Source organism: Vibrio sp. KUL78, assembly GCF_059725505.1.
Genome location: NZ_AP045838.1, coordinates 732,123 through 744,761, shown reverse-complemented (window position 1 = coordinate 744,761; position 12,639 = coordinate 732,123). Strand labels below are relative to the sequence as shown.

Here is a 12,639-nt window from a genome sequence, read left to right as displayed (position 1 = left end):
AAACAATGGCGGCCTATATATTCCGACGCTTGTTGTTGGTGATTCCAACGCTTTGGGCGATTATTACGATCAACTTTTTTATCATTCAGATTGCTCCTGGGGGGCCTGTAGAACAGGCGATTGCACAAGCTCAGGGGCTAGATTCTGGCATCATGGAGCGATTCAGTGGTGGGGGTACAGAGGTTGACTTGGATACCGACCAAGGTGACGTGGCGACGGGTTATAAAGGCTCTCGTGGTCTAGACCCTGAAGTTGTTGAAGCCATTAAAATCCAGTTTGGTTTTGATAAGCCGCTGCACGAACGTTATTTCGATATGCTGAAAAACTACGCCATGTTTAATTTTGGCGACAGTCTTTTCAGAGGTGGTAATGTTATTGACTTGATTAAAGAACGTCTTCCCGTGTCCATCTCGCTTGGATTATGGAGTACGCTGATTATCTATCTGATATCGATACCACTTGGAATTCTCAAGGCTATTCACCATGGTTCTCGATTCGATATTTGGTCGAGTGCTGTGGTGATTGTTGGTTACGCTATCCCTGGCTTCTTATTTGCGATTATCCTGATTATTTTCTTCGCAAGTGGTAACTACTTTAGTTGGTTCCCTTTGCGTGGATTGGTGTCGAGTAATTTTGACCAGCTAACCTGGTACCAGCAGATCATTGATTACTTTTGGCACCTAACGCTGCCGATCTTGGCCATGGTAATTGGTGGGTTTGCAACCTTAAGTATGCTTACTAAGAACTCGTTTCTTGATGAGATCAATAAGCAGTATGTCGTGACGGCTCGAGCGAAAGGTCTCGATGAGAGTAGCATTCTCTACAAGCACGTTTTCCGCAACGCCATGTTAATCATCATTGCTGGATTCCCCAGCGCTTTTATCAGTATCTTCTTTACCGGTTCGATGTTGATTGAGGTGATGTTCTCACTTGAGGGGATAGGTCTGTTGGGATTTGAGTCAACGATTCAACGCGACTACCCAGTGGTATTTAGCTCGCTTTATATAATGACGTTATTGGGTCTGATTTTGAGCATTATTTCTGACTTAACTTATACGTGGGTGGATCCTCGTATCGATTTCGAGGCGCGATAGATGGCTATGAATCCTCTCACGAAAGCACGTTGGCAGCGCTTTAAAGCAAACAAGCGAGGCTATTGGTCGACATGGATCTTTTTGGTCCTGTTTTTCTTTAGTCTATTTGCCGAGTTTATTGCCAACGATAAACCACTTTTGGTTGAGTTTGATAATCAATGGTACTACCCGATCTTTGAACAGTACGCTGAAACCGAGTTTGGCGGAGAGTTCGAAACGGAAGCTGACTATACAGACCCTTATGTTATTGACCTTATTGAAGAGAAAGGGTTTTTAATCTGGCCGTTGATTCGATTCAGCTATGACACTATTAATTACGATATTGTCGCCTCCGTACCATCAGCGCCTGACAACGTGAACTGGCTGGGCACCGATGACAAAGGGCGCGATGTTCTAGCTAGGGTGATTTACGGTTTTAGAATTTCCGTATTGTTTGGGTTTATTCTGACGCTGGTATCGAGCGTAATTGGTGTCGCTGTTGGTGCGACGCAAGGCTACTATGGCGGCTGGATTGATCTACTGGGGCAACGGTTTATCGAAGTGTGGTCGGGGATGCCGACACTTTTCCTTTTGATTATCCTATCAAGCTTTGTAGAGCCGAATTTCTGGTGGCTACTCGGAATTATGGTGCTGTTTAGCTGGATGAGCTTAGTGGGCGTTGTTCGGGCTGAATTTTTACGCTGCAGAAATTTTGATTATGTAAAGGCAGCCCATGCCATGGGCGTTGATGATAAACGTATCATGCTACGTCACATGCTACCGAACGCGATGGTGGCATCATTGACAATGATGCCGTTTATTCTTTCCGGCTCTGTGACGACATTAACCTCGCTAGATTTCTTAGGGTTCGGTCTACCAGCAGGGTCACCATCACTTGGTGAGCTGCTTGCTCAAGGTAAAGCAAACCTACAAGCGCCATGGCTCGGATTATCTGCGTTTGCGGTATTGTCGATTATGCTAACCCTTCTCGTATTTGCGGGCGAAGCCGTTCGCGATGCATTTGACCCACACCAACAAGGCTAAGGAGAGGATGATGACAAAAGACGATCCGAAACACGTTCTCTCAATCGACAGCCTATCGGTAGGTTTTGGTCGAGGTAAGAACATCGAACAAGTGACGTTCGATGTATCGCTGGATATTCGTAAGGGTGAAACTCTGGCACTGGTTGGCGAAAGTGGTTCTGGCAAATCGGTCACGGCCAACTCTATTCTCAAGCTGTTACCAAAAGGCTCTAGTCACTATTTGAACGGTCATATTGAGTTTGACGATATTGATATGCTCAATTGCTCAGAGCGCCAATTGAGAGGTATTCGTGGTGGTCGTATTGGAATGATCTTTCAGGAGCCGATGGTCTCACTTAATCCACTGCATAAAATCGGACGTCAGCTAGTTGAAACGCTGGCGGTTCACCGTGGCATGCGAACCAATAAAGCAGAGCAACTGGCAATCAGCTGGCTCAAAAAAGTTGGGATTCGTAATCCTGAGCAGAAGATTACTGCGTATCCTCACGAGCTGTCTGGTGGTGAGAGACAACGCGTTATGATTGCGATGGCGCTTATTAATGAGCCCGAACTTTTGATAGCTGATGAGCCTACTACTGCGTTGGATGTGTCTGTTCAGGCGCAAATTCTCGATTTGCTGAAAGACCTGCAAAAAGAGATGGGGATGGCGATGCTGTTCATTACTCATGATCTTAGTATCGTGCGTCGTATTGCGGACCGTGTCGCCGTTATGCAGCAAGGTAAATTAGTTGAAGTCGGAGAGTGCCAGCAGGTGTTCACTACTCCAAGCCATCCATACACGCAGAAACTTATTAACTCCGATCCAAGGGGGCTACCTGTTGAGGTGAATGAGCAAGCGATACCTTTGCTGTCTGTTGAAAACCTTAAAGTGTGGTTTCCAATTAAAGGCGGATTGTTCAAACGTGTTATCGACCATGTTAAAGCTGTGACCGATATGAAGTTTGAACTTAAACAGGGCTACTCTATCGGCTTAGTAGGAGAGAGCGGCTCTGGTAAGTCGACGACGGGTATGGCTATTCTCAAGCTGGTTCAAAGTGAAGGCTTGATTGAGTTTGATGGTCAAGATATTCAATCATTAGACCGCAAAGGCATGCTGCCTTATCGAAGTCGGATGCAGGTCGTTTTCCAAGACCCATTCTCAGCCTTAAACCCGAGGATGTCTGTTGCCCAAGTTATCGGGGAAGGTTTAAGAGTTCACTTTGAACATGACGAGCAAACCTTAGACTCTATGATTTGCGATGTGATGCGAGAGGTGGACCTCGAACCAGAAACAAGGCACCGTTATCCAAACGAGTTTTCTGGTGGTCAGAGGCAACGCATCGCTATTGCACGTGCGCTGATTCTAAAGCCCGAGTTCATTCTGCTCGATGAACCAACCTCCTCGCTGGATAGGACGGTTCAGGCTCAGGTTTTAGACTTATTGAAAGAGCTACAAGTGAAGCACGGTCTGACTTACCTGTTTATCTCCCATGACTTGAATGTGGTCAAATCGCTGTGTCATTACACTATAGTGATGAAAGACGGTCAAATAGTGGAGCAGGGTAGCACGCAACATTTGTTTGCGAACCCAGAAAAGGACTACACCAAGACGCTCGTCTCGCTATCCGCATTTTAGCCGCATAGTTATAGTTAAAAGGGTTAGCTGCTTTGTGCGGCTGACTCACTATCCCTAGACTCTATTATCACAAAACTTGCCTATACTTTGAAAGCGCTTTCTTTTTGGTGATGCGAGGTTGCTTTTTAGATATTGATATCTCACTAGCTCTATACAGCGAAGTCAATTTATAGTGTCATAGTTACCAAGGGATGATGAGGGTGGTTCCAAGAACTACTCAGTACCAAATTAGTATGATACATAACGTTTTTTTTGAATTTTAAAGAAAGCGCTTACATAAAGGTTTGATGAACTTTATCCGCGATCATACTCCGGTTTGGAGGCCCTCATCAGTGATTGCCAATAAAAGAATGCTCGTATTCAAGGAGTAACAATGCGAAAAATGAAGCACACACCCACGGTTCTAGGTTCGGTGGTTTCTTTGGCTCTACTGTCAGGTTGTGCCAGTACCGAAGAAGGCGAGAGCGCGAACACGGATTTAGTCCAAACCAAAGCGCCAGTAGAACTGACTAACGTGCCCGTAGCGGTCAGTGACGATTGGCAACTCGTCTGGGAAGACCAATTTGAAGGTGACGCCATCAGCAAGCGCAATTGGAGCTTTGAGACCAACTGTTGGGGCGGCGGTAACAATGAACAGCAATGTTATACCGATAGAAGCAAAAACGCGTTTGTAAAAGATGGAATGCTCCACATTGTTGCTCACAAAGAACGCTTCACGGGACCGGATAACCCTGAGGGCAAAGCCGGAATTAACAAGACGCTCCCTTATACCTCTGCCAGACTTCGCACCAAAGGAAAGCGAGATCAGAAATACGGCCGATTTGAAATACGAGCCAAACTACCAAGCGGACAAGGCACGTGGCCTGCAATTTGGATGCTACCCACTGAAAACAAATACGGCACATGGGCTGCATCTGGTGAGATAGACATAATGGAAGCCGTTAACCTTAAGGTTCAGTCTGATGCACCGGGAGCAAAAGAAGGCGATGGTGAGAACCGTATCTATGGCAGCCTTCACTATGGTAAAAACTGGCCAGATAATGTGTATAGCGGACAGGGAGCAACGCTACCCGATGGCGTTAACCCTGCCGATGGTTTCCACACGTATGCAATAGAGTGGGAAGAGGGTGAGATACGCTGGTATGTTGACGATCTGCATTATGCGACGCAAACTCAAGACGGTTGGTACAGCCAATATGAGAAAGAAAAAGGGCTTGTGGTCAATGCAGAAGGTGCGGCGCCTTTCAACGAGAAGTTTCACTTACTACTTAACCTAGCGATCGGTGGTTCATGGCCAGCAAATGCCAACTATGGTGGCGTTGATGACAATGACTACCCAAAAACCATGCTGGTGGATTACGTTAAGGTGTATCGCTGTGGTGTTGACCGATGGAAAGGGCACGGATGTTCAAGCCACTCTGAGTTTGCGAAGGTAGTTGAGGGACACGAAGCGCCAGCAATATTGGCAGCAGATGATAGCTACGCTGAAGGGCCAACGCTTGAAATCTTTACGGATACGCTGAATGCAGCACTTGCATACGCCAGCTATGACCCAGTGAATATTGTCGAACATAAAATAGCGCAAGAAGACGAAAGAGGGTCAGTTCTAGAGATCACTAAACAAAACGGCGCTGGTAACCTTTATTTCCGTTCCCCGGTTACTGATATGACGGAATGGAAAAAAGAAGGAACGTTAGTCTTTGATATCAAAGTAGAAGAGGGAGCAGATACTGAGCTGCTAATAAAGATGGATAGCGGCTGGCCAAATACGAGCGACTACGTGGTACCAAAATCGAACGTGGGAGAGTGGAAGCAAGTGAAAATCGCCATTGCAGACATCCTCGATAGTGACAACAGTTTCGCTCCAGGAGCACAAGCTGACCCGAAAGCAGTAAATAATATCTTGGTTTTTGAACCACAAGGGGCCATGACGTTCAAACTCGATAACATTCGATTTGAAAGATAACACGCTAATAGAGTCTATTAAGCAGAAAAACGGAGCATCACAAGGTGCTCCGTTTTTTGCCATTTAAGGGCCATCAAAACATCCGATTTTGTGCTCACTAAAGTAAGCGCTTTCTTTTGGGTGAGCGGATTCGATCTTCTGAAACTTACTTGGAGTCTTGATGTATACATGATGATTATCGTAATCAATACTAGCTATATCAGTTGTTGTGGCAATTAAGGAACCTTGTTTCTTAATGAAATAATGAGTGTCTAATAGCGTAATTCTATTTCATGAAAAGAAAGCGCTTACCTTATGTGGATTCGTTTATGTGTATGCCAGCGTTGAATCTACGAGCTTTATAAAAAATAAAATAGCAAGGAAGTAACAATGATGAAAAGAAGTCTAACACCTCTTGTTCTCGCTTCTGCGGCAGTCATGCTGTCTGCATGTGGTTCCGATTCAAATGATTCAACAACGGGGAGTGGGGATTCAGGCGGCGCAAATAACGGGAACAATGGTAATGGAGATATTAATGTCTCAGTCACTCCAGACTATCAGCTCGATGTTAAGTCGTCATTGCCGATTGATTTTGGCAATGCTTTGACCGAGCTAAACGCGATTAACCCGGATCCTAGTTCTATGTATGTCACTGGCACTGTATTAAAGACGACAAAGTCAGCGGGTGCGGAAACCTGGGCGGGCAGTACTGTGGCCGATCAATCAAGCTTGGCGCTTTCAGAAGAAAGGAGTGTCGTTACGGCTTGGGTATATTCTCCAGAAGCTGGTATTCCTATTCTCTTTAAGGTGGAAAACGACGCCGATGACTCTCAGTTTGCAGAAGTCTTAGTGACCACAAGTAAAGCCAATGAATGGGAGCAGCTTACTTTTGACTTCAAGGAACTAAACCTAGGCGAACTTAACGAGGCTTTTAACTATAACAAAAAGAGTCTGTTCTTCGATTTTGGCAACGTTGGTAGTGATAACGTGTTTTATTGGGACAACCTTCGCCTCGAAGGGGCAGGTCTATCCGCTCAACCAACGCCTGATTCATTTCCAGTTTCCGATAGCGGTCAGCCGCTTTTGGGTAACCCTCAGTATCAAGCAATTTCCTATGGTGCGTGGCGAAGCGATACCCGAGAGTCTGGAGATTTAGTGCCAACGGTTCAGGAGCATATTGAGGACATGAAGATCCTCAATGCGATGGGTATAAAAGTTATTCGCACGTACAACACACAAGGCTTTATCGGTACTGACGGCTATAGCAACACAGAAAATCTACTGGCGGCGATTCGACAACTGAAAGACGAAGCTGCGGCTGACGGTAATACGTTTGAGATGTACGTCATGCTCGGTGTCTGGATTGATGCCAATAATGCGTGGACTGGCTCTCCTATTGATTCATCCACAGACTCGCCGAAAAACGCGTTGGAGATTGCGAAGGCGAAAGAACTGGCACTGGCGTATCCAGATATCATCAAGGTTATTGCTGTTGGTAATGAAGCGATGGTGGACTGGGCATCGTCATACAAGGTACACCCTTCGATTATCCTTAATCATGTCAATGACCTGCAGAGTTGGAAGCTCGAGAACAGCGACACTGATGACCTGTGGATCACAACATCCGACAACTGGGCGGTGTGGGCAGGCATAGACAACAATGGTAACTATGGTGAGCAAGCTGATCTTAAATCGCTTATCCAAGCAGTTGATTATGTGTCTTTGCATACCTACGCGCACCACGATACGCATTATGACCCAATTTTTAAGGAGGACTGGAAAGTCTCCGAAGCTGACCAAGCCCTTAGTAAAGAAGAGCAAATCGCTATCTCAATGCAGAAGGCTTACACACGCTCTCTCGAGCAGTATGCAGCGGCTCAGGCTTTCGTCAATAGCGTTGATCCAACGAAACCTATTCACATAGGTGAAACGGGGTGGTCGACATACTCAACTGACGGTTACGGCGCTGGGGGAACTCAAGCTGCGGATGAATACAAACAGAAGATGTTCCATGATGACATGCGCGATTTCGCCAACAATGAGGGTGTATCACTGTTCTTTTTCCAAGCGTTCGATGAACCATGGAAAGGTGGCGATAACCCAGGCCATTCTGAGAAAAACTTCGGTCTTATCGATATAGATTGTAACGTCAAGTACGTTGCATGGGATAAGGTTGATACGCTCAATGACCTAGGACTGACTCGAGACTGCAACAGCTTTACGGCGAGTTACGGTGGCGTTTATGCCACGTTAATGGATGACGTGCTCGCGCCGCCATACGCTCCAGTAGAGCAGCCTCCGGTTGAGGGAGAGTTCAAGGTGCTAGGTTCTGCCCTGTTCAGCGGTGCTGGCGCATTCGCATGGGAAGACACGGCTTGGGCTGGCGTTGACGAAGACGGGGTGCTGACTGTTGCGACCTCTCCAACGAGTGCAAAAGACTGGGGATGGGGTACACATATTGGTGATGAAAGCCGCCGAGACTTTACTGCGGTTAAAACACTCAAGTTTGATATTAGAGGCTTCACCGAGGGTGGTAAGGCATTAGCCGAGTTCACCTTTGGCGTTGGCTTCCAGTCCGATACTGGTGGGCAATGGTCTACCAACCACACAATTCGATTTAATACAGGCGACTACCAACTCACGACTGATTGGCAGACCATTGAAGTTGATATCAGCCAGTTCTCTAACTCACCGAATCTGACCCAAGTTACCCAGCCATTTATTGTGCATGGCACAACAAAAGAGGGGCTTACTGAGGCAGATATTCAAGTTCGAAACATCTCTTGGTTTGAATAACCGCTGCTAATCACACGGTGATGGCAATCATGCCATCACCACCTCTTGAACCCGAATAGCTCCAATACTGCTTCGACACTATGTCGCAAGTAGCCTTTGAGCTATCTGAAAAATACGGAGTAAAACCAAATGACCACTTGGTTTAGACGTCTTGGTCTACTAATCATCGGCGTTTGCACTATGCCAGTCTTGGCGGGTTGGCAAGTTCACTGGATTGATACCTTCGAGGGCAACAGCGTCAACTGGAATAATTGGACTGCTCAAACTCAAGCCAACTACAACAATGAAGTTCAGTGTTACACAGATGATGACTCATCCGAACAGCGTAACTACGACGTATCGGATGGCACTTTGAAAATCATTGCTCGCAAAGGCACGAATCAGTGTATGACCTTGGGCGGACAAACAAAGACTTGGACTTCAGGTCGAATTAATACCAAAGACAAGCAGGAATTTTTGTACGGTCGCTTGGAAGCTAGAATTCGCTTTCACAATCTTGAGGGAGGGACATGGCCCGCCTTCTGGATGTTGGAAAATCGTATTGCAGAGCAGCCAATCAAAGGTGACAACGACAATGTAGGTTGGCCCAATGCTGGCGCGAGTGAGATAGATGTTTGGGAATGGTTCTCTAATGAACCAGAAAGTTACATTACCAATTTTTTCAATACCGCACATTCTTGCGGAAGCGAGTATCGCTACACCTACCCCAATGGTGCACAAGATGTTCTTGATTGGCATCGCTATGCCATGGAGTGGGATGAAAACGAGATAGCCTTCTACATCGATGATGAGTTGGTGACAAGACACGATGTGAGCCAGTGCCCACGTTATAAAGAACCTATGTTCGTCTTACTCAATGTCGCAATGGGCGGCATGCTTGGCGGTAATATTGACCCAAACCTTCAACAAGCAACGATGGAGGTCGATTATATTGCGCATTGCCAACGTTCTACCTCTAACGATAGTCAATATTGCGATGACGATACGCCCGTCGCCAATCCCAATGAAACCATTCCAGAACTACCAAGTGCAGGCGTTGATTCGACATCGAATGGCGGCGCGCAATCTCTATGGACACTCCTTGCACTACTGACCATAGCTGCAATCAAAAAACGGAAACCAATTACAAGGAAATAACGCTATGCAAAATCTAGGAAAAGCTTGGGTGGTTACCCTTCTCGCCGCTAGTTTAGTTGGCTGTGGTGAGGACGATGCAACCATAGCTGCAGACAACGGAATAAACGGTGGTAATAACAACACAGACAATCAAGAGGCTTATTATCAGGTTCGTATCACGGTACTTGACGTGAACACTCAAAGCCCGCTATCGGGAGTCGTTGTTGACATCGGTGGCAAGATGGCAGCGACGAACGCGCAAGGTGAAGCGAACTTTGATCTAGAAGACGGAAACTACACAGCGACGTTAACGATGAGTGGCTATCAAATGGCACAACACAGTTTCGATGTGTCGGGCGCGAACTTAACGACTTCGGTAGAACTTACTCAAACTGCAGAAACGCCGGAATTACCAGAAGTTGGCTATATATTTGACTCCAGCAACGAAGCTTCATTTGCTATTGAATATTGGGGAGATGATTGGGGCTCTGGTTCTGGAATTAGCACTGCTAATGACGACCCTGATTACGGCGAGGTGCTTGTTGTCACGAGTGGCACCAACTGGGGAAAAGGAGCGGCTATTGCTTGGGGTAATGAAGCTGAAAACAGTATTGATGCCTCAGCGTATACTCACCTCAACTTTAAGATCAAAACAGAGGGTTTTGCAAACATCGAAGTTGTCGTTCAAGGTTCGGATATCACTGAATCCAAAATCATGTATGCGACAGATTCTGGTGAAGCATTAGATAATGGCTGGTACCAGTTTGAGGTGCCATTTTCTAGCACTGCAGAATTGGTTTGGTTGGGGTTGGTGCTGCCAAGTGACGTTGATGGCATGGCGAAGATGACCGACATCGCTTTGATTACCAAGCAAGTGGAATACAGCCAACCAAGCGTCAGTGCGCCGGTGCCTTCTGTCGGTGATGAAGATGCCTTTGCGCTGTTCAGTGATACGCTCACAGAAGACAAGTTTATTTCTGTTTGGAATGCCAACTGGTGGAATGCCCCTTTATATACATCAGCCAGTATTGATGGTGATAACTACGCGCGCTATGAGATTGTTGGAGCAGGCACCGAGGGCGGCGTAGCAGGGATCGAGTATGGTATTGAATACGGCAGCATTGATGTTTCTCAACACGATTACTGGCACATCGATCTCTACGTTGAATCGGGCGTGAGACAAGTATTGCTTCAGCTCGTTTCTACAGACGGTTCCAGCAGCTACATGATAGATGCTCCCGAGACCGACCAGTGGTTGTCACTGGATATTCCTTTAGCGTCAATGACCTTAAATGGCGATGTCGCGCTCAATAGCGCCCAAATGCAAATGATAGGCTTGCAGCTTTGGGGCGATGAAGGGCAAGCAGTGTTTGTTGATAACCTGTACTTCTCTGGTACGGCGATTACTCATCAACTACAAGTACTGGTGACGGACGATCTCGGAACGCCAATCCCGAATGCGCAAGTGTCGGTCGGTGTCGACGGAGAACATGATGCAGCCTATAAAGTGACAACAGATGCTACCGGTTTTGCTGACCTTTCACTTTCACAAGGTAAGCAGAAGGTCAAAGTGAGTGCTGATGGCTTTGCAGTGGCTCAGCAAATTATCCAAGTAGAAGAGGGCGCACAGCCAGTATTTGCGCTACAACGATTGGCGACCGGTCCGACTGAAGCGGCGCCAGTACCTAATGTCTCAAGTGATGATGTGATTTCTTTGTACAGTGACGACCTAACGAGTAATCATTGGATTACCAATTGGTCCGATCCATGGTGGAACCCGCCAACACATTCTGAAATCACTATTGATGGTAATCTGACCGCTAAGTTCGACATTACGCCAGATGGAGAAGAGGGCGGTGTGACGGGAATCCAATATGGCATAGAGACACCAGTCGACGCTTCAGACAAAACTGGACTACGCTTCGACTTCTACGCCACATCTGGAGTCACCAAAGCGGTATTCCAATTATTGTCCGGCTCTCAACCCCTGTTTTATACCATTGAGAATGTAGAAACGGGTACTTGGATTACGGTAGAGCTAGGCTTTGATGCGCTAGAGGCAGGTCCTGATTATGACCGCGCCAACATGCAGCAGCTTGGTATGCAGTTATTTGGTACGTCTAGCGATAGTGTGTATTTGGATAATATTTACTTCTACTAGTAGTTAGCAACCATAGTTTAAGACCTGTCAACGCTTGAACTATGGTTGCATGAGATGTAATCGTATTTAACTTGATTAGTTTAGAAAGAGCGATGAAAGTCAAAAGTCGAAAGACAAATTAAAGTCCCAATAGTTTAATGAAGAGTCCTCTAGATTAAAACGGTGGGACAGAAAAGGTTTTACTCCCCATAGATCTAGAGCAAAACCGAGATTTACATAGCTATCGTGGTTTGGTTTTAACTTGGCAATATGCTCAGATTTCCCTGAGACTTTGCTTTGATTTATATGGCGCTTATCATGCCCATATGAGGAGAGAATCGATATGACGGTATTTATGTCATAGCTAAATCCTACTAATTTGTTCAATGCTAGAGTGTGAGAGTCAATAGTAACCAGACCTATAATCGGTAGATCAAGTGTCTCTTTATATCTATCAATATATTGAAGTTCGAAATTGCTGTAGAAGACCCAATCATTATGTTTGTATGCAGTAAATAGTGCGCCACTCGTGGTGAATACATTTTCTAGCTTGCCGCCAACGGTTAAAGAGACCTCATTGTAGACTTGCTCCGCGAGGATAAAGGAATAACCTATCCCGATATCGGCATAAGCGTCGCTGTCAAATGAACCAAATAGTCTCCATGTGTCGTTGAAGTTGTGAGAGCCATTTAATGTAACTATGTATTCCCCCGCATACTCTCCAGAAAAATCACTTTTACCAACGGACAAATAAAATGTGTCGTTGATAAAACCTAAGTAGTCAAACTCATTTTCATCATTGGATGCGAAAACAAGGTTGGAGACTGATGAAATGAATAGTGCTAGTACTAGAAGAGGCTTATTTGGCATTGATGTTCTCGCTTGCTTTCCCTCCATGGCAGGTAAACAA

At 46.0% G+C, this 12,639-nt stretch carries 8 protein-coding genes; 7 read left to right on the top strand and 1 reads right to left on the bottom strand.

The window, feature by feature from the left end:
• Positions 1 to 5 precede the first annotated feature (5 nt).
• The 7 genes from AC6I8Y_RS20005 (at position 6) to AC6I8Y_RS19975 (ending at position 11,750) form a co-directional block, all read left to right on the top strand.
• The gene (locus tag AC6I8Y_RS20005) at positions 6 to 1,094 is read left to right on the top strand and encodes a microcin C ABC transporter permease YejB (RefSeq protein WP_042470094.1); all 1,089 of its coding nucleotides are present in this window, start codon (positions 6 to 8) and stop codon (positions 1,092 to 1,094) included.
• The gene (locus tag AC6I8Y_RS20000; protein WP_042470095.1) at positions 1,095 to 2,117 is read left to right on the top strand and encodes an ABC transporter permease; all 1,023 of its coding nucleotides are present in this window, start codon (positions 1,095 to 1,097) and stop codon (positions 2,115 to 2,117) included.
• A 10-nt stretch (positions 2,118 to 2,127) separates the two neighbouring features.
• Entirely contained in the window at positions 2,128 to 3,732 is a 1,605-nt protein-coding gene (locus AC6I8Y_RS19995) for an ABC transporter ATP-binding protein (protein ID WP_498023065.1), read from the top strand.
• A 373-nt stretch (positions 3,733 to 4,105) separates the two neighbouring features.
• On the top strand, positions 4,106 to 5,698 hold the full coding sequence (locus AC6I8Y_RS19990; protein ID WP_252015160.1) for a glycoside hydrolase family 16 protein: 1,593 nt from the start codon (positions 4,106 to 4,108) through the stop codon (positions 5,696 to 5,698).
• Between the two features lie 369 nt (positions 5,699 to 6,067).
• On the top strand, positions 6,068 to 8,473 hold the full coding sequence (locus AC6I8Y_RS19985; protein ID WP_498022850.1) for a glycoside hydrolase family 17 protein: 2,406 nt from the start codon (positions 6,068 to 6,070) through the stop codon (positions 8,471 to 8,473).
• 129 nt (positions 8,474 to 8,602) lie between these two features.
• Positions 8,603 to 9,610, top strand: coding sequence for a glycoside hydrolase family 16 protein (locus tag AC6I8Y_RS19980; RefSeq protein ID WP_498022848.1), 1,008 nt, complete (start codon positions 8,603 to 8,605; stop codon positions 9,608 to 9,610).
• A 4-nt stretch (positions 9,611 to 9,614) separates the two neighbouring features.
• Entirely contained in the window at positions 9,615 to 11,750 is a 2,136-nt protein-coding gene (locus AC6I8Y_RS19975; RefSeq protein WP_498022846.1) for a carboxypeptidase regulatory-like domain-containing protein, read from the top strand.
• Between the two features lie 99 nt (positions 11,751 to 11,849).
• On the opposite strand, the gene AC6I8Y_RS19970 is transcribed toward AC6I8Y_RS19975, so the two are convergent.
• Positions 11,850 to 12,599 (bottom strand): hypothetical protein, encoded by a 750-nt coding sequence (locus AC6I8Y_RS19970; protein ID WP_394149015.1) that lies wholly within the window; start codon positions 12,597 to 12,599, stop codon positions 11,850 to 11,852.
• Positions 12,600 to 12,639: the final 40 nt, after the last annotated feature.